Raw genomic sequence first — 23,194 nt, forward strand, 5'->3', positions numbered from 1 at the left:
GATCGCAGAGGGGACGCATGTCGGAGGCGGAGCAGTCGCGGGAGCCCCAGCGGGACACGGCCGAGGAGCCCCAGCGGGACGCCGGGCAGAATTCCGGAACGCAGCTGGAGGCGGAGTCCAGGGACTCCAAGAAGGAGCTCGGCAAAGAGCTCGGGCCCGGGCTCGAGCCGGAGCCCGTGAAGGGGGCCGGCGCGGGATCGGAGGCGGAGCCCGCAAAGGGTTCCGGAGGCTCCGGGCAGAGCTCGGAGCCGGGGTCTGACCAGGTCTCAGGACGGGGCGCGGAGAAGGTTTCCGGTCACGGTGCCGAGGCCGGGTCCGCCGAGGCCGCGTCCGGGTCCGAGGCCGGGTCCGGGGCGGGGCCCAAAGCCGGGTCTGCCCGGTCCGGGGTCGAGTCCGGAGCCGGGGCCGTCGCATCCGGGGCCCGGTCGGGGGCCGCAGCGTCCGGCACCGCGCAGGGTGCTGCCAAGGCAGCCGCGGGCGGGAAGGAGTCCGGGCGCGAGGTCGAAGGGCGGCTTCTCGCCGGGCGTTACCGGCTCGGAGGCGTGCTCGGGCGCGGTGGCATGGGCACGGTCTGGCGGGCAGTCGACGAAACGCTCGGCCGTACCGTCGCCGTGAAGGAACTGCGCTTCCCCAACAGCATCGACGAGGAAGAGAAGCGCCGGCTCATCACGCGCACGCTGCGCGAGGCCAAGGCGATCGCCCGGATCCGCAACAACAGCGCGGTGACCGTCTACGACGTCGTCGACGAGGACGACCGCCCGTGGATCGTCATGGAGCTCGTCGAAGGCAAGTCCCTCGCCGAAGCCGTGCGTGAGGACGGCACGCTGACGCCGCGACGGGCCGCCGAGGTCGGGCTGGCGATCCTGGACGTACTGCGTTCCGCGCACCGCGAGGGCATCCTGCATCGCGATGTGAAGCCGTCCAATGTGCTGATCGGCTCGGACGGACGCGTGGTGCTCACCGACTTCGGCATCGCACAGGTCGAGGGCGACCCCTCGATCACCTCGACCGGCATGCTCGTCGGCGCCCCTTCGTACATCTCTCCCGAGCGCGCCCGCGGCCACAAGCCCGGGCCGGCCGCCGACCTCTGGTCGCTGGGAGGTCTGCTGTACGCGAGCGTCGAGGGCTGCCCGCCGTACGACAAGGGTTCCGCGATCGCGACGCTGACCGCCGTGATGACCGAGCCGCTCGACCCGCCGAAGAACGCGGGCCCGCTGGAGGAGGTCATTTACGGCCTGCTCGCCAAGGACCCCGATCAGCGTCTCGACGACGCGGGCGCACGGGCGTTGCTCATCGATGTACTGCACGCGCCCGAGGCGCCGGAACGGTTCGCCGAGCCGGAGCCGTCGCCGGAGGCCACCCGGGCCATCGCGCTGCCGCCGGTCCCCCCGGCGCCGCCGCAGTCGAAGCCGAAGGACCCCGCCGCCGACCGGGTGCGCGGTGCGCTGCGCTCGGTACGGAACGCGGCGGCGGCCGCGAAGCCGGAACCGAAGCCGCGGCCCACGCCGCAGGCACCCGCCGCGCGGACCGCCCCGATGCGGGCGCCCCTCACCGATGTGGTGCCGCGCCGCACGCTGTTGATCATCGCGGTCGTCGCCGCGCTCGCCGTGCTGTCCACCGTGCTCTATCTGACGCTGGGCGACGACAAGAGCGGCAAGGGCAAGCCCAAGTCCAAGGGCGACAAGTCCGCTTCGGCCGGGGCCACGAACGGCGGCACCGGCAAGGGCAAGGACACCGGCAAGGGCACCGGTAAGGGCAAGGACACGGGCACGGGTGCCGGCAAGGACAACACCGGCGGCGGCGCCGGGCAGCCGTCGGGGAAGCCCAAGACCGACCGCCCCACAGGCGGGAACGGGCTGCCGGCCGGATACGTAATGGTGTCCAACGACCAGTTCCACTTCACGATGGCGATGCCCAAGGGCTTCAGGCTCACCGACATCGCGGGCCAGAACTCCGGCGGGATTTTCAGCGTCCGCAGTGGATTCCCGCGCGTCCAGGTCGACTTCAACCCCAGCCCCAAGGACGACGCCGCCGCTGCCTGGAATGCGGCGATGCCGGGGACCGCAGGCAGCAGCAGTGGTTACAAGCACCTCGGGATCGGCAAGGTCGAGTACAACGGCTATCCGACCGTCGCCGACTGGCAGTTCGAGCGCAATCAGGGCGGTCAGCGGGTACGGGTCCTCAACAGGGGCTTCAGGGTGGATGCCACGCACGGCTACTCGATCATGATCACGTGCAAGGCCGGCGAGTGGGAGAGCGCGGAGTGCGAGACGCTGCGCAGGACGGCGTTCGCCACATTCAAGCCCAAGGACTGAGCAAGGCCACGTATCGTGAGAGCTCGCGGACGGTACGCAGCCGCAAGGGGTCGTAAGGGGCCGTCAAAAGACCGGAATTGACGGTTTGATGCGGGCCTCCGGGACCAGCCGGGGGGACAGCGCGCTCGTGGGGAGGCGTCGTGGACGACTATGCGGGACGGGTGCTCGCCGACCGCTACCGCCTGCCGCTGCTGCCCTCCGACGCGTACGAACTGGTCGAGACCCGCGCGTTCGACACGTACAGCGGACAGGAAGTCCTGGTGCGGCAGGTGCCGTTACCGGAGGTCGTGGACGCGGAGGTGCTCGACGCGGACGGCATGGCCGGGGCCGCGGTACCGAGAAGGGCGCAGGGGCGTACGACGCGGCGGCCCACGGACCCCGCGGTGCGGCGGGCCATCGACGCGGCGCAGGCGGCCGCGCAGATCCCCGACCACCCGCGCCTGGACCAGGTCTTCGACGTCTTCGCCGAGGGCGGCTCGCTCTGGATAGTGAGCGAACGTGTCGCGGCCCGGCCGCTGGCGGCGCTCCTCGCGGAGAAGCCGCTCAGCCCGTACCGGGCGGCCGAGGTCGCCTCCGATGTGCTCACCGCGCTCCGTGTGCTGCATGCGCACGGCTGGACCCACCGGAACATCACCGTCCGCACAGTGCTCGTCTGCGACGACGGGCGCGTGGTTCTGACCGGACTCGCGTCCGGCGCGGCTGAGGAGGCGCTCTGCGGGTATGCCCCGGTGCCGGCGCCGCCGGACGAGAGCGACCAGCAGGACGAGGTGCTTGACGCGGAGCTGGAGCCGCTGCCGGCGGCAGGAGTTCCCGTATCCCCGGGGCGGGCCGCGCTGGAGACCGCCCGCTCGGTGGATGCGGACGACGAGGCTGACGCCGAGGAGGACGGTCCGTACGAGGCTTCGCCCGCAGCTCCGGTCGCGCTGCCCGGCAGCGGGGCCGGTGGTGGTGTGCCGGATGTCCGCGCCGCCAGGGCGGGCGCGATCGCCGCGTACCGCGCGGGCGCCAGGGCCGCGGCACGCGCCGGCGGCGACCAGCGCCAGGACAGCGCGCCGGGCGACCCGCTGGACCGCCCGGTGCAGACCGGCTTCGACCCGGACTGGTGGGCCCAGCGGCCGGGCGATCTGCGCCCGGCCATCGATGTGGACGACATCGACGACGACGAGGACGACGGGGAGGACGAGGGCGGCTGGTATCCGGGTGACGGTCGCGGTCATCCCGGCCATGCCCGGCTGGCGGGGACGTGGCACGACAGGCCGTTCGCGGGCGGTGAAGGACCCGGCTCCGTACCCGCGGGCGGCAGCGGCATGCCCACAGGCGGCAGGCCCGCCGACGGCGAACTGCCGTACGGGGTCCGCCGGGCGGTGCCGGACAACGGCCCTCGCTCCGACCGTGACCGCTCGGACCGCGACCGCGCCGGTGGCAGCCCTTACGGCGCCCGGCCCGCCCCACGGCCCGGCAGTGGCCACGCCCCGCAAGGCAGCGGCGACCCCTACGGGGCCGGGCCCGCGCTGCCCGGCGCCCGGTCCGGCCATCGGCCCGCCGCGCCGGCCGTAGGCAGCGGCGGGAGTTGGGAGCACGGCGGTGGCGGGGACGCACTGCGCGCGGACGCCCAGCGGCAGCCCGTCGCGGCCGGCAGCGGTGCCCCCACCGGGCGTTGGGACGAGATCGTCGCGAGCGGCAGCACCCCCGCGTACCGCGGCCCCGCCACGCCACTGGCCGCCGAACGCGCCCGGCAGGCGCGCATCGCGGTTGTCGGTGCCGTCACCGAGCGGTGGGCGCCCGAGCAGGCCGGACCCGTCCACGAGAACTGGCAGTTGGCGGCCCCGGTCGGCCCTTCGACCGATCTCTGGGCGCTCGGTGCGCTGCTCTACCGCGCCGTGCAGGGCCACGCCCCGTACCCCGAGGAGAGCGCCGTCGAGCTGGTCCAGCTCGTCTGCGCCGAGCCGCCCGCGTTCGCCGAGGAGTGCGGTCCGCTGCGCCCCGTGGTCGAGTCGCTGCTGCGCCAGGACCCCACCGAACGCCCGGACTTCGAGGAGCTGCGCGGCTGGCTGCGTTCGCTCGTCCGGTCCGCGCCCGAGCCCGAGGCCGGCATGGACGTCGTGCCGCTGCCGTCGAGCGTGGTCGACGGCACGCGGTTGCCCGTCGTACGCCGCCGGGGCGAGCTGGTGCGCAAGCGCCGCGCGGGCTCGGCCGAGGTGGTCCACGGCCGCCACCGTCACACGAAGTCCAGGCGCGAGCGGCGCGGACGCGGTGAGCGCGGGCCGCGGGCGCTCGGCCGCACCCTCCTGCTGCTTGTCCTGGTCGTCCTGGTGGCCGCCGTCGCGTACGCGGTGCTGTTCATGCCGAAGTCCGGCTCGGAGCAACAGGACCAGCCGCAGCAGAAGAACGGCGGCCGCCCTTCGGCCACCGGCGCGAGCCCGGACCGTACCGCCCCGGACACCCCGCCCGCGACCTCCAACGGCAGCCCCGGAGGTGCCCAGCAGCCCCAGACATCGGCCCCGGCCGGGAAGCTCCCGTACGGCTACGCGCTGCGCAAGGACCCGGAAGGCTTCCAGATCGCCGTCGACAAGACCTGGCAGCGCCGTCCCATCAACGACAGCGGTCAAGTCCGCTACGCCGACGGAGATTTCACCCTGATAGTCGTCCCCGGCCGGGACACCGTGAAGGCCAACGGCACCGATCCGCTGGTCTACCAGCGCGACAAGGAGCGAGAGCTCCAACCGTTCCGGGACTCCTCCTGGGCGGGGGCGACCGGGCTGCGCCGTATCGACGTGGGGCAGCAGGCCATGGCCGAGGGCCAGTTCACCTGGCAGGACAGCAGCGGCCGTGAGGTCTACGTACGCAACCTCGCTCTGATCGTCGACGGCAGCTACCACGTCGTCCAGGTGATCGGCCCGGAGAACCAGCGGGACAAGGTGACGGAGGCCTACCAGGAGGCCACGAACGCCTACCGCGCGACCCGTTAGACACCTGTCCTCCTGCTGTACACCCGTTAGCGGCTGTTTTGCCTCTCGTTGCGCAGAGTCACAAGCATCACAGTGAGGTCACTTGAGCCATCCGAGGTTCCGCGCCCGTACTTCACCTCCGTAACCTGTGATCCCAAGGAACGGGGCGGGGGACGTGGAACACAGTCAGAGCACGGGCGAGGGTCTCTTGCTCGCCGGGCGTTACCGGCTGAGCGAGACGATCGGCAGCGGCGGCATGGGCAAGGTCTGGCGCGCACATGACGAGGTGCTGCACCGGGTTGTCGCGGTCAAGGAGTTGACGGCCGGTCGCTACGCCTCCGAGGCCGACCGGATTGTCCTGCATGCCCGCACCCAGAAAGAGGCCCGGGCCGCCGCCCGGATCAGCCACCCCGGAGTCGTCACCGTCCATGACGTGCTCGAGCACGACTCGCGGCCCTGGATCGTCATGCAGTACGTCGACGGGCCTTCGCTGGCCGACGCCGCCAAGGAGTCCGGACGGATCCACGCGCTCGAGGCCGCCCGCGTCGGGCTGCACGTACTGCGCGCGCTGGGCGCCGCGCACGCCGCCGGTGTGCTCCACCGGGACGTCAAGCCCGCCAACGTACTGCTCAGCCGCGATGGCCGGGTCCTGATCACCGACTTCGGGATCGCCTCGATCGAGGGTGACTCGACGATTACCCGCACCGGGGAAATCGTCGGATCCATCGACTACTTGGCTCCCGAGCGGGTGCGCGGCGCCGATCCGGGGCCCGCTTCCGACCTCTGGTCACTGGGCGCGACGCTCTACGCGGCGGTGGAGGGCGAATCGCCGTTCCGCCGCTCCTCGCCGCTCGCCACCATGCAGGCGGTGGTGGCAGAGGAACCGCGCCGCCCCGAGTCGGCAGGCCTGCTCACGCCCGTGATCATGGAGCTGTTGCGCAAGGACCCCGCCACCCGTCCTTCGGCCGCCGAGGCCGAACGGATGCTGCTGCAGGCGATGGACGGGCGGGCGCCGGCCGCGAAGCAGCCGCAGGTGCCCGCTCAGCGGGCGACCCAGCGGCACGTACGGCCCGAGACCGCCAGGATGGCCGCGCCGACGCGGCGCGCCTCTGCCCCGGTCCCCGCCGACACCGACATCAACAGCACCGCTTCCGCGTCGGCGCCACGGCGCGGCGGCCGGCTGCGCATGGCGGCGATCGTCGTCGTGCTCGCCGCCGTCGTCGGCGGCGGTGCGGGACTGGCCGCCATGAAGTACGGGGCCGTCAAGGACAGCTCGAAGCGTACGGGCACCCAGTCGACCCCGGACGCCTCAGCGCCCGCGTCCGCACCGTCCGGCTGGGACCGTGTCGAGGACCCGGAGGGCTTCAGCCTGCTGGTACCGGAGGGCTGGACACGCCAGACGGACGGCGATCAGATCGACTACACGCCTGACAACGGCCGTCATCGCATCCGGATCAGCAGTGACACTTCGCCGGACTTCGAGAATCCGTATATGCATATGCTGGACATCGAGAAGACCCTCAAGCGCCTGCCCAAGTACCAGAAATTGAAGCTGCGCCCCAACACCTTCCGTGACCAGACGAACTCCGCGCTCTGGGAGTTCACCTGGACCGAGAAGAAGGACTTTCCGGGCAAGCGGCGGGCCATCGACCAGATGTACTACGAGGACGACGGCACGGAGTACGCGCTCTACATGTCGGGCCCGGCCGAGGACTGGGCGACGACTCGCGAACAGTTCGACACCATGCTCCGCGGCTGGCGGCCTCCGGCATGATGGACGCAGGCTGATCGAGAGGGAGTTGCGTGTCCGAGGAATCGCGGCTGATCGCGGGCCGCTACCGGCTCCTGGACCGGCTTGGGCGCGGGGGCATGGGCACCGTGTGGCGTGCGGACGACGAGCTGCTGGGCCGTCGTGTCGCCGTCAAGGAGCTCCATCCGGACGACGGGAACTCCGGTCGTCCGGCGTCTCCGTACACGTCGGCGGCCGCACCCCTGCGCGAGGCCCGCGCTGTCGCCCGGGTCAAGCACCCGCATGTCATCGTCGTCCATGACGTGGTGGTGGACGACGGACTCGCGTACATCGTGATGGAATTGGTCGACGGCGGCTCGCTCGCCGAACGGATCTCGCGCCGGGGTCCCCTCGATGCGGCGGAGGCGGCGCGGATGGGGCTCGCGCTGCTCGGCGCGCTGCGTGCCGCGCACGGGCTCGGGGTGCTGCACCGGGATCTCAAGCCCGCCAACGTGCTGCTGGAGGAGTCCACCGGGCGGGTCGTCCTCACCGACTTCGGTATCGCGCAGTTCGCCGGGTCCACGACGATCACCGAGTCGGGGTCGTTCGTCGGATCGCCGGAGTACACCGCACCGGAGCGGATGTCGGGCGACACGGCCGGCCCCGAGTCCGATCTGTGGTCGCTCGGTGTGCTGCTGTGCGCGGCCCTCAGCGGTGAATCGCCGTTCCGTCGTGATTCGTTGGGTGGCATCCTGCACGCCGTCGTCGAGGACGAGATCCGCCCGCCCGCGCAGGCAGCCCCGCTGCTGCCCGTCGTCCTGGGGCTTCTCGAGCGGGACCCGGAGCGCCGGCTCCGTGCGACGGAGGCGGAGGAGCTGCTGCGCACGTACATCACGACGGGCTCGCTGCCGGTCGTCGCGGCGCAGTACACACCCACGCGCCGTGACGTGCCGCCCCCGTCCGCGCCCCGGCAGCCGGTCACCGCGCCGGCGTCCCCGTCCGCGCCCCGCCGCCGCGCGCCGCTCCTGCTCGCCGCCGTCCTGGTCGCCGCGCTGGCCGGAGCGGGAGGAGCGGCCGCGGTGCTGCTGCAGGACGACGGGCAGGGCGGCGGAGCACAGGCGGCGGGAACGCCGGGCCGTACGGTCGCGAGCAGTGCGCCTCCGGTACGTACCGCACAGTCACCCGCCCCTGCCGCGAAGCCGGATCCCACGGTGACCGTCACCACCTCCGCTCCCCCTCCCGCCAACAGGCCGGTGGCGCCGAAGGGTTACGTCACGGTGGCCGACCCGGACGGGTTCGCGCTCGCCGTCCCCGAGGGCTTCGTCCGCTCCGAGGACGACAAACGGGTCTACTTCATGGCGCCGGACAAGGGCATCAGAATCGGCGTCCGGCTGCAGAACCCCGCTTCCGACGGGCCGCTCGGCTCGATGCAACGCTCGGACGCCGACGGGCCGAACACCAATCCCGGCTACCGCGACGGCAAGGTCACCCCGACCACGCACAACGGACTGCCCGCGGCGCTCTGGGAGTTCAGCTGGAACGGCTTCTCCCAGGCGGAGGGGCCCCGGCACACATTCGACATCTGCTGGGACGAGAACGGCAGGATGTACGACGTCTGGGTCTCGGCGCCGGTCGGCCGGCTCGACGAGGCGCGACGGCACTTCGACACCGCGCTCGACTCCTTCACGCCGCACAGATGACGCGCGGACACGGTTACGTGTCTGCATCCGCTCCGCTGGGCCGGTGGTATCCACATTCACTTATGGTCAGGATGTGTTCATGACCAACGATGGGGGACGGGTGAACGAGCCCACCAGCTATGGACTCCGGCCGCCGAACGCCGCGCAGGTGCCATCGCAGAGCAGCGCGTACCAGCCCACGCAGGCGTCCGAGCTGCCCGGTTCCGGCTCTGGAGATGCCTCCGGCGCGGGTTCCGGTTCAGGCGCCGGCGTCGGTTCGGGCGCCGGGACCGATCCCGAGGTGAGCCGGCTGATCGGCGGTCGCTACCGACTCGTCTCGCGCCTTGGACACGGCGGAATGGGCACGGTCTGGCGGGCCCGCGACGAGGTTGTGGACCGCGACGTCGCGGTCAAGGAGCCACGCCTGCCGGACCACTTGAACGAGCGCGAGCGGGACAAGGTCTATCTGCGGATGCAGCGTGAGGCGCGCGCCGCGGCCCGGATCGACCACCCTTCCGTCGTCACCATGCACGACGTGGTGATCGAGGACGCCAAACCGTGGATCGTCATGGAGCTGGTGCACGGCCAGTCGCTCGCCGACCGGCTGCAGGACGGGACGCTCGACGTTCGTGAGGCGGCCAGGATCGGTCTCGCCGTACTCGGCGCGCTCTCCGCGGCCCACGAGGCCGGCGTGCTGCATCGCGATGTCAAACCGGACAACGTCCTGCTGGGGCGCGGCGACCGGGTTGTACTGACCGACTTCGGCATCGCGCAGGTCGAGGGCGAGCAGGGGCTGACGGAGACCGGGGCCTTCGTCGGGTCGCCGGAGTTCATCGCGCCGGAGCGGGTGCTGGGTCAGCACCCGGGTCCCGAGTCGGATCTGTGGTCGCTGGGTGTGGTGCTGTACGCGGCGGTCGAGGGCATGTCCCCGTACCGCCGCTCCAACAGCCCCGCGACGCTGCAGGCGGTGCTCTCCGCCGAGCCGCAGACGCCCGCTCGCGGTTCCGGGGCCTTCGGCACGCTGGTGATGCGACTGCTGCGCAAGGACCCGGCGATGCGGCCGGACGCCGCGGAGATCCGGCAGACGCTGGAGTCGGTGGTGCGGCCGCCGCAGGTCCCGCTCGATGCGACGAGGCTTCTGGCGCGCGCCCCCGGCCAGGGCGCCGACAGCCCGGCCCGGCGTGGGAGCCGGTGGGTGCCGCCGGTGCTGCAGGGCAACCGGCCGGCGCAGTTCGGTCTCGGCGGCGGGGTGCTCGCGGTGGCTGTCGCCCTGGTCCTGATCTTCGCCGATCCCTTCGGCGGCGACAGGATCCCGGAGGGCTGGGAGGTCCGCCCGGACCGTGAGGTCGTCTCGGCGAACATCGCCGTTCCGGCGGAGTACGAGCGGGTCGAGGGCGACGGCGGCAACAGCGTCACGTACTGGGATCCGAGCGGTGTCTTCCAGGTCTACATGGAGCGCATCGAGACCAAGACCGTAGAGGGCGAGGTCAAGCCGGAGGCCGACGTCTGGCGGCAGTACTACGAGAAGGGCGGCAAGGACGGCACCGAGATCAAGGACCAGGAGGTGAGGTCCTCGTCCACGACGCAGCAGGGTAGGAAGGCGTTCGACACGCTTGTCGACTATGTGCAGTTCAGCGACTCGAACGACGACCCGATCCGCTACCGCTGGCATGAACGCGTCGTCGGCACGGGCAAGGGCGCGGACGAGGTCTACTGGCGGCTGCGGGTGGCCGGGCCCGCGGAGGGCTGGGCGGCGAGGGAGGGCACCAAGCTCTTCGACGGGGTCGTCAAGCATCTGAAGATCCAGGATCTGTGAGCCCGGCGGGGCAGCCGGAGCCGGCAGGCGGGGGCGACGGCAACGGGAGTGACAGCGGCAGCGGTGAGGGCCGGCTGATCGGCGGCCGATACCGGCTGACCGTACGTGTCGGGTCCGGCGGCATGGGCACGGTCTGGCAGGCGCGCGACGAACTCGTCGGCCGTGACTGCGCGGTGAAGGAGCCACGGCTGCCCGGCGACCCCCGCGAGCCGTCCCAGCAGCGGCTCTACGAACGGCTGCGGCGGGAGGCCAGGGCCGCGGCCCAGGTCGAGCACCCGGCGGCCGTGGCCGTCCACGATGTGGTGATGGACGGTGGACTCCCGTGGATCGTCATGGAGTTGATCCGCGGCGAATCCCTGAACGAGCGACTCAAGCGCGGTTCGCTGCCTCCGGCCGAGGCGGCACGGATCGGGCTGGCCGTGGCGGGCGCGCTGGGCGCGGCGCACATGAAGGGGATCGTCCACCGGGATGTGAAGCCCGCGAATGTGCTGCTCGGTCCGCACGGCCGGGTGGTGCTCACCGACTTCGGTATCGCGCGGATCCAGGGCGAGGAGCCGCTGACGGTGAGCGGTGAGTTCGTCGGCTCGCTCGAGTTCATCGCGCCGGAGCGGATGTCGGGCGTCACGGCCGGCCCGGAGGCGGACCTGTGGTCGCTGGGTGTGCTGCTGTACGCGGCGGTGGAGGGCTGGTCGCCGTTCCGCCGTACGACTCTGGAGTCGACGCTCGCAGCGATCCTCCAGGCAGATGCCCCGAAGCCGGTCCGGGCGGGCCCACTGGCGGAGTTGATCGTCCGCCTGCTCTCGAAGGCCCCGGAACACCGGCCGCCCGTCGACGAGGTGGAGAGGGAACTGGCGGCGGTCGCGGCTGGCAGCGCGTCGACGCTGCGGCCGGCAGCCACGGCTGCCGCGCCTGAGACCGAGAGCAGTCCGGAGGCGGAGTGGCCGGGATCCGAGGTGGACCGGCCCGTGGCCGGGTCGACCGGGGCCGGCCGGCTGCCCGGGACGCGGACGGCGCAGCAGGCGGATACGGACGACTCGGGTCGGGTCGACACCGACGCCGAGGCCGACGCCGAATCCGGGACCTTACGGCTCGGGGGCCGCGCACCCGCCCCGCCCGCCGCACAAGGCCCCTCGACGCCACCGAGGCTCCCGGCCCGCGCCCGTATCGGGCTCGCCGCAACAGCCGGAGCCGTCGCCGTCGGTATCGGGGTCTGGGCGTACGCAGCCGCCCCGCCGGACACCGGCACCGGCAGCGGCAGCGGCAAGCGTGCCGGCACATCCACCCGTACCGCACCGCCGCCCATGGAGACCCCGGAGGCCTGGCAGACCTGGCGGCCCCACCTCGAGTCCCGGCTCGACGCGGAGATCTCCGTCCCTTCCACGTACAGACGTGAACCCGTCACCTCGGGGGCCGGACTCGCGAAGGACAAGGAGATCACCTACGAGGAGCGCGGCAACCCCGTCCGGGTCGAGCTCAAGCGCGCCGACAAGACGACGGGCACGGCCGTCCGGTGGGCGCGGAACGAGTTGAAGTGGCTGAAGGGCGGCGGCCCGCGCGCGGGCCAGTTCACGGCGTCGGAGGCGAAGGGCACCGTCGTGCCGGCCAACCACCACGGCGTCGACGCGGCCCTGCTCGACGTGACGTACTTCGCGCAGGAGGGCGACACCGCGCGCCCCGTCCACCGTCTGGCGTTCTACGTCGTCACCGAGGCCGGCGAGCACTACACGGTGCTCGTCGAGATGCCCGGCGGCGGCAAGGAAGAGGCCGCTGGACAGGATCTGTTCCGGGGCGTACGGAAGCGGCTGAAGCTCGGAAAAGCCGAGACAAGCCCCTGATCAGGCCTTATCTGCCAGCGATCGCTGGCGTGATGGTGAGGGGCTGGTGAAAAGCCGTTACCGACGGGTACCCAAAGTTCCGGATGCGGCATACTCTCGCCCCCATGACGGACTCGCAGGCCACCGCCGCCGCCCCCGGCACCAACCCGACAGCCGCCGCGCCGGCCGGTGCGCGCACCGCAGCCGATGTGGTCACCCCCGAGGTGGTCGCCCAGCTCACTCGTGGTGTGGTCGGCTCCGGCCGTACCGCCAACCACACCCCGTTCACCGGGGAGAAGCTGGCCGACCTGCCCGAGTCCACCCCTCAGGACGTGACGGAGGCCTTCGAACGCGCCCGCGCCGCCCAGCCCGTCTGGGCCGCGACGCCGGCCCGTGCTCGCGCGGCCGTCCTGCTGCGCTTCCACGATCTCGTCCTGGAGCGCCAGGCCGAAGTCCTCGATCTCATCCAGCTGGAGACCGGCAAGGCCCGGCTGCACGCGCACGAAGAGGTCCAGGCCGTCGCCGTCGCCGCCCGCCACTACGGCCGCAAGGCGCCCGCCTACCTCAAGCCCAAGCGCCACACCGGTGTCGTTCCCGTCCTCACCAAGACCACCGAACTGCGTCAGCCGCGCGGCGTCATCGGCCAGATCGCGCCCTGGAACTACCCGTTGGAGCTCTCCGTCGGCGATGCGCTGCCCGCGTTCGTCTCCGGCAACGCCGTCGTGATGAAGCCCGACACCGAGACCGCGCTCACCGCGCTGTGGGCCCGCGATCTGCTCATCGAGGCGGGCCTGCCCGCCGGCGTCTTCCAGATCGTCCTCGGCGAAGGACCGGTCGTCGGCCCCGAGGTCGTCAAGCACGCCGACTATGTCTCGTTCACCGGATCCACCCGCACCGGCCGCGAGGTGGCCCAGGGAGCCGCGGCCCGGCTGGTCGGCGTCTCCCTCGAACTCGGCGGCAAGAACGCCATGCTGGTGCTGAAGGACGCGGACATCGAGAAGGCCGCGGCCGGAGCGGTACGCGCCTGCTTCTCCTCCGCCGGCCAGCTGTGCATCTCCATCGAGCGGCTGTACGTTCACGAGTCGATCGCCGACGCGTTCGTGGAGCGCTTCGCCGCGCGCACGAAGGCGATGCGCCTCGGCAAGTCCCTCGCGTACGGCGCCGACATGGGCTCGCTCGTCGGCGAGCGCCAGCTGGAGACCGTCACCCGCCATGTCGAGGAGGCCGTCGCCAAGGGCGCGACGCTCGTCGCGGGCGGCGTCGCGCGCCCCGACATCGGCCCGCTGTTCTACGAGCCGACCATCCTCGACGGCGTCGAGGCGCCGATGGCCGTATGCACCGAGGAGACCTTCGGCCCGGTCGTCTCCATCTATCGCTTCACGGACGAGGACAAGGTCGTCGAGCAGGCCAACGCCACTCCGTACGGGCTGAACTCGAGCGTCTGGACCAAGGACGGCAAGCGCGGCCACGCGGTCGCGGCGAAGCTGCGCACCGGCACGGTCAACATCAATGAGGGCTACGCCCCGGCGTACGGCAGCGTCCAGTCCCCGATGGGCGGAATGAAGGACTCCGGCCTCAGTCGGCGGCACGGCTCCGAGGGCATCCTCAAGTACACCGAGGCACAGACCGTCGCCCAGCAGCGACTGATGCCGCTGGGGCCGTCCTTCGGCATGGACGACGAGAAGTACGCCGCGTTCATGAGCGCCAGCCTGAAGGCGATGAAGGCCTTGCGCCTGCGCTAGTTTCCGCTGTTTTCGTACGAGGAGAGCCATGTCCCAGGTACCCCCTGCCCAGAATCAGGCCGCCGAGAGTGGCGAACAACTGGTCTCCGCACCGGTCTCCGAACTGGTCCCTGAACTGGTCCCTGAACCGGTCTCCGAGCCGGCCGCAGACTCGGCCTCCGACCCGGCGTACGACTACGACGTCATCGTCGTCGGCTCGGGCTTCGGCGGCTCGGTCACCGCGCTGCGGCTGACCGAGAAGGGTTACCGGGTGGGGGTCCTGGAGGCGGGCCGCCGCTTCACCCCCGAGACCCTGCCCAAGAACTCCTGGGACATCAAGAACTATCTGTGGGCCCCTGCGCTCGGCCTGTACGGGATCCAGCGTGTGCATCTGCTCGGCAAGGTGATGGTGCTGGCGGGCGCGGGCGTCGGCGGCGGGTCGCTCAACTACGCCAACACGCTGTACGTGCCGCCCACGCCCTTCTTCGAAGACCCGCAGTGGAAGGACATCACGGACTGGCAGCAGGAGCTGTCGCCCTATTACGACCAGGCCAAGCGGATGCTGGGCGTACGGCTCAACCCGACGATGACCCCCTCCGACGTGCATCTCAAGGCGACTGCACAGGCGATGGGTGTCGGCGACAGCTTCCACATGGCCCCGGTCGGTGTTTTCTTCGGCGACGGCGAGGACGCCGACGGTACGTCGAAGGCCGCTCCCGGCTCGACGGTCGAGGACCCGTACTTCGGCGGCGCGGGTCCGTCCCGCAAGGCGTGCACCGAGTGCGGCGAGTGCATGACGGGCTGCCGGCACGGCGCGAAGAACACCCTCAACGAGAACTACCTCTACCTGGCAGAGAAGGCCGGGGCCGTCATCCACCCGATGACGACGGTCGCCTCGATCAGCGAGGACCCGGAGGGCGGCTTCCACGTCACGACCGTCCCGACGGACGCACGCAAGAAGGCCGAGCCGAAGCTGCTGCGAGCCGGACGCGTGGTCGTGGCGGCGGGCACGTACGGCACCCAGACCCTGCTGCACACCATGAAGGACCAGGGTCTGCTGCCACATATCTCGGCCCGGCTCGGCGAGCTGACCCGTACCAACTCCGAGGCGATCGTCGGCGCCCAGACCGACAACCGCCGCTACCGCAAGCGGCACGGCGTGGACAAGGTCGACTTCACGCGCGGAGTGGCGATCACGTCCTCGGTCCACCCCGACGAGAACACCCATATCGAGCCGGTCCGCTACGGCAAGGGCTCGAACGCCATGGGTAGTATGACGATCCTCCAGGTTCCGTACAGTGCGCGGTCGCGGGTCGCCGGCTGGTTCGGCAATCTGGCCAGGCACCCCTGGCTCGCGGCCCGCTCGCTCTCCAACCGCCGCTGGTCGGAGCGGACCATCATCGGACTCGTCATGCAGTCGCTGGACAACTCGCTGACCACGTACCGCAAGCCGGGCGGCATCGGGAAGGGCCTGCTCACCGCCCGCCAGGGCCACGGCGCACCGAACCCGAACCAGATTCCCGAGGCGACGCGCGCGGCCTCGCTGCTCGCCGAGGAGATCAACGGCTTCGCGGGATCGAACATCGGCGAGCTGATGGGGACCCCGCTGACGGCCCACTTCCTGGGCGGCTGCCCGATCGGCGCCTCCGCCGAGGAAGGCGTCATCGATCCGTACCACCGGCTCTACGGCCACCCGGGCATCTCGGTTGTCGACGGCGCGGCGGTGTCGGCGAACCTCGGTGTGAACCCGTCGCTGACCATTACGGCGCAGGCCGAGCGGGCGATGTCGTTCTGGCCCAACAAGGGCGAGGAGGACCCGCGTCCGGGACAGGGCGCGGCGTACGAACGGCTGGCGGCGGTCGCGCCGAAGTCACCGGCGGTCCCTGAGGAGGCATTCGGCGCGCTGAAGCTGCCGTTCCTGGGCATTCCGGCGGTCCCGCCGAAGAAGTGATCCGGGCTCCGTCCGTACCGGGGCCGGCAGGTACCGACACCGGACTCACGTTCGCCGGACCTGCGAGGCGCCGGATCTGCGAGGGCCGGACCTGCCCAGGCCGGACTCGCGTTCGCCGGACACACGAAAGCCGCTGCACCCCCCTCCGAGTGCAGCGGCTTTCTGGCTTGTGGGCCTGGTGTTACGCGGTGGCGTCGCCGCTGCGGCGGCGCTTCATCGCGAAGACGACACCGGCACCGGCGACGATGGCGATGCCACCGGCGATGCCGAAGGTCGGCAGCACGGAGCTGGAACCGGTCTCGGCCAGGTTGCCGGTGACCGGGATCTCCTTGGCGCCACCCTGCGGCTTGACGTCCTTCGGCTTCTCACCGCTCGGCTCGGCGTCGTCGACGTCACCCGCGTTGCTGCCGGCCTTGAGAACGTCGAACTCGTAGTAGTCGCTGTCCTCGAAGCACTCGTCGCCCTTGTCGTAACCGCCGGCGGCAAGAGCGATGCCCTTGCCCGCAGGGGCCGCCTTGTCGATGCGAACGCGCAGCTTGATCGAGCGGTTCTCGGCCTTCTTGAGGTCGATCACGTCGAAGAAGAAGCCGTTGTTCATGCCGGAGAGGTTGCCGCCCGCCTGCCACTCACCGGACGACTTGTCGAAGTACTCGAAGTGCGCGTACTTCTCGATCAGACGGTCCTGGTCGCCCTCGATCAGGTCGTCCTCGTACGAGGCGAAGGTGAAGAGACCGAAGTTCTCGATCTTCTCCTTGCTGTTGTTCTTGACGTCGAGGCTGAACTTCTTCCAGCCATCGCCCGCGACGATCTTGTTCGGGAAGCCTGAGAGCTTCACGTCGACCGCGGAGGCCTTGCACTCGAAGTCCGGGTCCTCGTCGCCCTCGCCCGGCTCGCTCGGGGTGCTCGGGATGGTGGCCGTGGCGCTCGGCGTGCTCACCGGGATGCTCGGCGTCGTCGCCGCGTCGCTCGGCGTGCTCGCCGGGGCGCTCGGCGTGGTCGCCGCGTCGCTCGGGTCGGCCGAGTCGCTCGGCGAGGCGGCCGGCGACGACTCGGTGGTGAGCGGGGTTTCCGTCGCGAACGCGGCCGGAGCCGACAGGAGCGCGGCGGGGGCTATGACAGCGGTCGCTGCAGCGACGGCCATAGCGCGGCGAAGCTTCATGAAGACCTCAGTGAAGTCTGGCGTACCGCGTGACGCGGTACGGAGTCTGGAGGGCCTACCGAGGTGGGGGTACACGGGTGTGGCCGTTGTTTCGCATGCATGACCTACGAATGGCTGGAATGGTTGCCCTGAGATTCACAGAAACTTTATGTGGCCCCCGTCACAGGCAACTCCCGTCCGGCGGTGAGGGCGTTCATCCCGACTGAGGCCTGGCATTCGTACAGCGACGCCGCGGCGTACGAAGGAGAGCGGTGCCGGGCGCCCCGCCCCGTCCAGGCCGCAGAACCCAACCGGGGCTCCTGCCCCCCGCCCGCGCCCGGCCTTCTCTCCGTCCCCACGCCCGAGTGGAGCGACGGCACCTGGAAGCCCGGCGATCCGGTCGTGGTCGTTCCCGGAGGCTGAGGCGCAGCACGGTGCAGGCTGAGGCGCAGCACGGTGCGCGCAGAGCAGAGGCCCCGCGGATGCATGATCCGCGGGGCCCCTGGCGGTCAGCACCGACGTCAGGGCAGCGCCGGTGCCGAGGTGCGGCGCCCGGGGGGTAGCGCCGCGTGGGGAGGGTCGCCGACCCGGCGCACTTGGGGCGCACGAGTGGTATCGACCTTTGGCAATGTGGTTGCTCAGAGCGGGGACGACTTGTCTTGCATCGTGCTGGACGGGCTGCGGCCTGCGCAACCGTTTCGACCGGATGCGGTCGGCCCCGGGCGTCCCCGGAGCCGACCGCCCTTGGGGTGACCGGGCTGCTGTCCCCTGCCGACCGGTCACGGGCGCCGGGGCGAGGTCCCACGACGTACCAGCGGTACGTCACACGCCCCAGCGGAGCCACGCGTGGTTTTTCCTTCCTGGCCCGCCCCTGGCTGGCACGGACATCGGTACCAACGAAGCCCCGGTGCGTGCGGTCACGCGCCGTACGGGTGAGGACGCGCCCGAACTCAGGTCCGTACCCGGATGCCTGTGCAGGCTCGGGCACGGCCTCAGATCCGGCCCCGGCAGAGCTCGAGCAGCGTCATCGCGAGCGCCGTTCCCGGCTTTCCGAGCGCGTCGCGGAAATGGCCGAGAACCTCCATTTCGCGCGACAGATTCACCCGGCGGCCGCCGGAGGAGACCCGGGCCTCCTGAATGACGGCCGAGACGGCCATCCGTTCCTGGATGAGTCCGATGATCCGGTCGTCGAGCGTGTCGATGCGGCCGCGCGCGTCGCCGATGAGGGAGGCGGCCTCGTCGGTACGGGCTCCGGTGTCGCTCGTGGCTCCGGTGTCGGTCGTGACGGTCATGCGGGGCTCCTTGTCGGGGTCGGTGCCCCGGAGCGACAAGGCCCGGAAATGACAGAACGCCCCGGGCTTTGTCGGCCCGGGGCGCCTGGGAAGTTGCTTGTCAGTGGCTCAAGCAGCACGACCATGGCAGCCGGACGGGCCGGTGCCATAGGTAAAGACGAAGGTCAGCTGCTTGTGCATGGGTGGATTATGGACCTCGCGCCGACCACCGCCAAAACCGGGTTCGGATGGTGAGACGAAAAGCGGTCCGGCCGCGCCGGTAGAATCGACAAATACCGACCCCCTCCCACCGCCGGAAGGCCGCCACCCGTGCCAGCAGCACCCTCCGCCGCCCCCGACAGCAACGCTCCGGACGTCGTCCTCGTTGTTGACTTCGGCGCGCAGTACGCACAGCTCATCGCCCGCCGCGTCCGTGAGGCCCGGGTCTACAGCGAGATCGTCCCGTCCACGATGCCCGTGGCCGAGATGCTGGCCAAGAACCCGAAGGCGATCATCCTCTCCGGCGGCCCGTCCTCCGTGTACGCGGAAGGCGCCCCGCGGCTCGACCGCGCGCTCTTCGAGGCCGGTGTGCCCGTCTTCGGCATGTGCTACGGCTTCCAGCTGATGGCGACGACGCTCGGCGGGACCGTCGACAACACGGGAGCGCGTGAGTACGGCCGTACGCCGCTGCATGTCTCCAAGACCGGCTCGACGCTCTTCGAGGGCACCCCGGCCGAGCAGCCGGTGTGGATGTCGCACGGCGACGCCTGCTCCGCCGCCCCCGAGGGCTTCACGGTCACCGCGTCCACCGACGTGGTGCCGGTCGCGGCCTTCGAGGACGACGAGAAGAAGCTGTACGGCGTCCAGCACCACCCCGAGGTGATGCACTCGACGTACGGCCAGCAGGTCCTGGAGCACTTCCTCTACCGTGGCGCCGGCATCGAGCCGAACTGGACCACCGGCAATGTCATCGAGGAGCAGGTCGCGGCGATCCGCGCGCAGGTCGGCACCAAGCGCGCCATCTGCGGTCTGTCCGGCGGCGTGGACTCCGCGGTCGCCGCCGCACTCGTGCAGAAGGCCATCGGCTCCCAGCTGACCTGCGTGTACGTCGACCACGGCCTGATGCGCAAGGGCGAGACGGAGCAGGTCGAGAAGGACTTCGTCGCGGCGACCGGCGTCCAGCTGAAGGTCGTCGAGGCCGCCGACCGCTTCCTCGACGCTCTCGCCGGGGTCTCCGACCCCGAGGAGAAGCGGAAGATCATCGGCCGCGAGTTCATCCGGGTCTTCGAGCAGGCGCAGGCCGAGATCATCGCCGAGGCCGCGCATGGCGAGGACGTCGCCTTCCTCGTGCAGGGCACGCTCTACCCGGACGTGGTCGAGTCCGGCGGCGGCACCGGTACCGCCAACATCAAGTCCCACCACAACGTCGGCGGGCTTCCGGAAGACCTCGAGTTCGAGCTCGTCGAGCCCCTGCGCAAGCTGTTCAAGGACGAGGTACGGATGGTCGGCCAGGAGCTCGGCCTGCCGGACGAGATCGTCCAGCGCCAGCCCTTCCCGGGCCCGGGCCTCGGCATCCGTATCGTCGGCGAGGTCACCAAGGACCGCCTCGACCTGCTGCGCGACGCGGACGCGATCGCTCGCGAGGAGCTCACGGCGGCCGGCCTGGACCGCGACATCTGGCAGTGCCCGGTGGTGCTGCTCGCGGATGTGCGCTCCGTGGGCGTCCAGGGCGACGGCCGCACCTACGGCCACCCGATCGTGCTCCGTCCCGTCTCGTCGGAGGACGCGATGACGGCGGACTGGACGCGGATGCCGTACGACGTGCTGGCCAAGATCTCGACGCGGATCACCAACGAGGTCGCGGACGTCAACCGCGTGGTGCTGGACGTGACCTCCAAGCCGCCGGGCACCATCGAGTGGGAGTAACCCTCTCCGCAGGGTCAACGCCGACGCCGCCGCTCACCATGTGTGGGCGGCGGCGTCGCCGTTTCCGGGGCGGCTGCGGACCTGGGAAGGCTCCAGCTCGAAGTCCTCGTAGTGGAAGCCCGGCGCGACGATGCAGGTGACCAGGACCGGTTCCTCGCCCGCCGGTTCAGCGGCCTGCCAGGTGCCGGCCGGGACCAGGAGCTGTGGCCGTTCACCGGACTCCAGCGAGGGGCCCAGCGCCAGCGTCGTTGCCTCGGAGGGCTTCTCGTCCGTGCCGCCGAGGTGCAGACGCAGCGGGCCGCCGCGGTGCCAGAGCCAGAGTTCGTCGGAACGTACGCGGTGCCAGCGCGAGCTCTCGCCGGGGTGGAGCAGGAAGTAGATACCGGTCGCGTACGGGCGCGGGCCGGGGTAGCCCGGCGGGGTCGTCGATCCCGCCGTCCTCCAGGTCTCCTTGAACCAGCCGCCCTCGATGTGCTTTTCCAGGCCCAGAAGGGAAACCAGTGGGGATGTCGGTTCGGTCATGGGCGCATTCTCGCGGAAGCCGTGCGAGGCGCGTGAAGTCTCTGGTCAGTTGCGGTACCCGGAGGTAGCTTCCCAGCCATGACTGAGACGCCCGCGCCCATCCCGGTCGAGCAGCTGCGATTCGCCATGCCGCCCGTGCATGAGTCCGTGGTCGACGAGCGGGCGTACCGGAAAGAGCGGCTCGCCGGGGCGCTGCGGCTGTTCGGGCGCTTCGGGTACGAGGACGGGGTGTCCGGTCATATCACCGCACGGGACCCGGAGTTCACCGACTGCTTCTGGGTGAATCCGTTCGGCGTGCCGTTCGCGCATGTCACGGCCGGTGATCTGATCCTCGTGAACGGGGATGGGCAGGTCGTCGTGGGGCGGTACCACGTCAACCAGGCCGCTTTCGCCGTGCACGCCCAGGTGCACCGTGCCCGGCCCGAGATCGTCGCCGTCGCGCACACCCACTCCCTGCACGGGCGGGCCCTGTCCGTGCTCGGTGAGCTCATCGAGCCGATCACGCAGGAAGCCTGTGGTTTCTACGAGGACCACGCCCTGGTCGACCGGTACACCGGAGTGGTCGTCGACGAGGAGGAGGGGCGGCGGATCGCCGGCGCCCTCGGTACGTACAAGGCCGTCATCCTGCGCAACCACGGGCTCCTGACCGTGGGCGACTCGGTGGACGCGGCGGCCTGGTGGTTCATCTCCATGGAGCGCTGCGCGCAGGTTCAGCTCGCGGCGCGGGCCGCGGGCAAGCCGGTGCTGATCGAGCACAGGGACGCGGTCGCGACGCGCGAGCAGCTCGGCACCGATCTGGTCGCATGGATCAACTACCAGCCCATGTGGCGGCAGATCAGCCGGTCCGAACCCGGCCTCGTGGAATAGGCGTGGTCAACCGGGCAGTGGCGCATTCACCCGCCGTGGCCTCGGGCGCTGCGGCGTGCTCCGCTTCCGTACGGCACAATTCCCAGCAATCAAGGGGAAGTTCAGTCGGTGCGGGGCGGGGAAGGTGGCGTCGGTCGTGGCGGTGCAGGAAGCGGGACAGTGCGGCGAATGTACGCACGGGGCGCGCGAAGGGCATCGGCGGGCAGTGGCGGCCTTCCTCGCCAAACGGGACGAGCTGGCCACCGGGCAGGGACTGCCGGTCGCTCTCTCGCACTCTTCGGTCGCCTCGCGCCAGTGGGTGTCGGACGAGCTGACGCAGTCGGCGCGCACGGTCGCCGATCGCAGCCGTGAGGTGGGCGAGGCCTGGCTCCGACTGGTCTGGTGCCGCACACTGCTGGTCCTGTGGGGCGGCCTCGCGGTCCTGGGGCTGGGGCAGACGGTGACCGCGATCGGCGCGGGCTGGACGGCTGCGCGTACGGCAGGTCTGCTGGCCGCGCTCGCCGTCGCCGGGCTGCTGACCGGCGCGGCACGCCTGCACCGCTCGCGCGGCGGGCTTCTCGCGCCGCTGATCGGCGAGGACAACCGCCTGTCGACCTCGCGCGCCATCGCCACGGCATGGGTGCTGCTCGTCGTGTTCGCGGTCCTTGTGCTGGCCCTCCAGCTGGCGTTCGCCTCGACCGCGGCCCACCGGGACAAGCTGATCGAAGGGCTCGGCCTCGCCCGTGGCGCCGGCACGCTCTCCGTCCTCGCGCTCGTGTGCGCGATCGCCGTCGCCGTACGCCGCGTGGTCGCCGTACGCGTTCTCGGCAAGCGGCTCCAGAAGGTGCGCGCCGACCGCCCGAGGCCGGCCGATCTGCTCTGCGACGACGCCGGCCGCGGCAGCTTCGCGGATGTGCAGTACACGCTGGTGAGTGCCGCCGCGGCGGTCTTCGCGCTGGTTCGGCTGGCCCGCCGGCCCGAGCAGCTGCCCGATCTGCCGTGGGGGCTCGCGCTGCTGGTCGCGGTCTCGGCGATGACGTACTTCGCCGCGAAGCACGCGGAAGGAGGACGGCCTGTTGTGTTCTCGGTCGTCCGGGCCCGCGAGGCCGGGGACCTGGACGGCCCGATCCGTACCGGCGACGACATCGAGATCCGCGGCGCCTGCTTCGTACCGCCGGGTGCCGGGGCCCCTGACCGGTTGGCCCGGATGGTCGTCCGTATCGGCGCCGTCCATGTCCATGTCCCGCTGATCCCGGTGTCGGGCGGCTTCGCCAACCCGACCGACACCGTGCTCACCGTGCCGGTCCCGGCGGAGGTCGAGCCCGGGCGGGTGGATGTGCAGGTGGTGACGGCATCGGGCGCGGAGAGCAATCGCTGCGTCATCGACGTGACGGACTGACGTCAGGGACTCGCGTCGAGGACTCGCGTCAGGGACTCACGTGACGGGAGTGACGGCTGAAGTGACGACCTACCGCCGGACCGGGTGTTGTCACAGAGTGCGCCGCATGCCTGGTGAGC

General features: G+C 71.1%; 15 protein-coding genes. 12 read left to right on the forward strand and 3 right to left on the reverse strand.

Going from position 1 to position 23,194, the window contains the following annotated elements; translation table 11 throughout:
- Positions 1 to 17 precede the first annotated feature (17 nt).
- From OG966_RS24680 to OG966_RS24715, 8 genes are all read left to right on the forward strand, one after another.
- Positions 18 to 2,315, forward strand: coding sequence for a serine/threonine-protein kinase (locus tag OG966_RS24680; RefSeq protein ID WP_326652008.1), 2,298 nt, complete (start codon positions 18 to 20; stop codon positions 2,313 to 2,315).
- 140 nt (positions 2,316 to 2,455) lie between these two features.
- Positions 2,456 to 5,284, forward strand: coding sequence for a protein kinase (locus tag OG966_RS24685; protein ID WP_326652009.1), 2,829 nt, complete (start codon positions 2,456 to 2,458; stop codon positions 5,282 to 5,284).
- 154 nt (positions 5,285 to 5,438) lie between these two features.
- The gene (locus OG966_RS24690) at positions 5,439 to 7,037 is read left to right on the forward strand and encodes a serine/threonine-protein kinase (RefSeq protein WP_326652010.1); all 1,599 of its coding nucleotides are present in this window, start codon (positions 5,439 to 5,441) and stop codon (positions 7,035 to 7,037) included.
- Between the two features lie 29 nt (positions 7,038 to 7,066).
- On the forward strand, positions 7,067 to 8,692 hold the full coding sequence (locus tag OG966_RS24695) for a serine/threonine-protein kinase (RefSeq protein WP_326652011.1): 1,626 nt from the start codon (positions 7,067 to 7,069) through the stop codon (positions 8,690 to 8,692).
- Between the two features lie 79 nt (positions 8,693 to 8,771).
- Positions 8,772 to 10,487, forward strand: a complete 1,716-nt coding sequence (locus OG966_RS24700) for a serine/threonine-protein kinase (RefSeq protein WP_326652013.1) — start codon at positions 8,772 to 8,774, stop codon at positions 10,485 to 10,487.
- Positions 10,488 to 10,609: 122 nt separating this feature from the next.
- Positions 10,610 to 12,322 carry a serine/threonine-protein kinase gene (locus OG966_RS24705; RefSeq protein ID WP_326655349.1) on the forward strand — a complete coding sequence of 571 codons (1,713 nt, stop codon included), beginning with the start codon at positions 10,610 to 10,612 and terminating at the stop codon, positions 12,320 to 12,322.
- A gap of 104 nt (positions 12,323 to 12,426) precedes the next feature.
- On the forward strand, positions 12,427 to 14,043 hold the full coding sequence (locus OG966_RS24710; protein ID WP_326652014.1) for a succinic semialdehyde dehydrogenase: 1,617 nt from the start codon (positions 12,427 to 12,429) through the stop codon (positions 14,041 to 14,043).
- A gap of 28 nt (positions 14,044 to 14,071) precedes the next feature.
- On the forward strand, positions 14,072 to 15,973 hold the full coding sequence (locus OG966_RS24715; RefSeq protein WP_326652015.1) for a GMC family oxidoreductase: 1,902 nt from the start codon (positions 14,072 to 14,074) through the stop codon (positions 15,971 to 15,973).
- A 181-nt stretch (positions 15,974 to 16,154) separates the two neighbouring features.
- Here OG966_RS24715 and OG966_RS24720 read toward each other — a convergent pair whose 3' ends face one another.
- On the reverse strand, positions 16,155 to 17,114 hold the full coding sequence (locus OG966_RS24720; RefSeq protein ID WP_326652016.1) for an LPXTG cell wall anchor domain-containing protein: 960 nt from the start codon (positions 17,112 to 17,114) through the stop codon (positions 16,155 to 16,157).
- 168 nt (positions 17,115 to 17,282) lie between these two features.
- Here OG966_RS24720 and OG966_RS24725 point away from each other — a divergent pair, with 168 nt between their 5' ends.
- Complete coding sequence (locus tag OG966_RS24725) at positions 17,283 to 17,534, forward strand: hypothetical protein (RefSeq protein WP_326652017.1); 252 nt, start codon at positions 17,283 to 17,285, stop codon at positions 17,532 to 17,534.
- 569 nt (positions 17,535 to 18,103) lie between these two features.
- On the opposite strand, the gene OG966_RS24730 is transcribed toward OG966_RS24725, so the two are convergent.
- On the reverse strand, positions 18,104 to 18,403 hold the full coding sequence (locus OG966_RS24730) for a chorismate mutase (RefSeq protein WP_326652018.1): 300 nt from the start codon (positions 18,401 to 18,403) through the stop codon (positions 18,104 to 18,106).
- 309 nt (positions 18,404 to 18,712) lie between these two features.
- Between OG966_RS24730 and guaA the strand changes: the two genes are divergently transcribed.
- The gene (gene guaA, locus OG966_RS24735; protein ID WP_326652019.1) at positions 18,713 to 20,308 is read left to right on the forward strand and encodes a glutamine-hydrolyzing GMP synthase; all 1,596 of its coding nucleotides are present in this window, start codon (positions 18,713 to 18,715) and stop codon (positions 20,306 to 20,308) included.
- A gap of 33 nt (positions 20,309 to 20,341) precedes the next feature.
- Here guaA and OG966_RS24740 read toward each other — a convergent pair whose 3' ends face one another.
- A complete protein-coding gene (locus tag OG966_RS24740) occupies positions 20,342 to 20,830 on the reverse strand; it encodes a cupin domain-containing protein (RefSeq protein WP_326652020.1) in 489 nt (162 codons plus the stop codon).
- Between the two features lie 78 nt (positions 20,831 to 20,908).
- Here OG966_RS24740 and OG966_RS24745 point away from each other — a divergent pair, with 78 nt between their 5' ends.
- Positions 20,909 to 21,697: a class II aldolase/adducin family protein gene (locus OG966_RS24745; protein WP_326652021.1), complete on the forward strand. Its 789-nt coding sequence runs from the start codon at positions 20,909 to 20,911 to the stop codon at positions 21,695 to 21,697.
- 205 nt (positions 21,698 to 21,902) lie between these two features.
- Positions 21,903 to 23,075, forward strand: a complete 1,173-nt coding sequence (locus OG966_RS24750) for a hypothetical protein (RefSeq protein ID WP_406733775.1) — start codon at positions 21,903 to 21,905, stop codon at positions 23,073 to 23,075.
- Positions 23,076 to 23,194: the final 119 nt, after the last annotated feature.

Origin of the sequence: Streptomyces sp. NBC_01750 (genome assembly GCF_035918095.1) — a bacterium.
Lineage (GTDB): Bacteria > Actinomycetota > Actinomycetes > Streptomycetales > Streptomycetaceae > Streptomyces.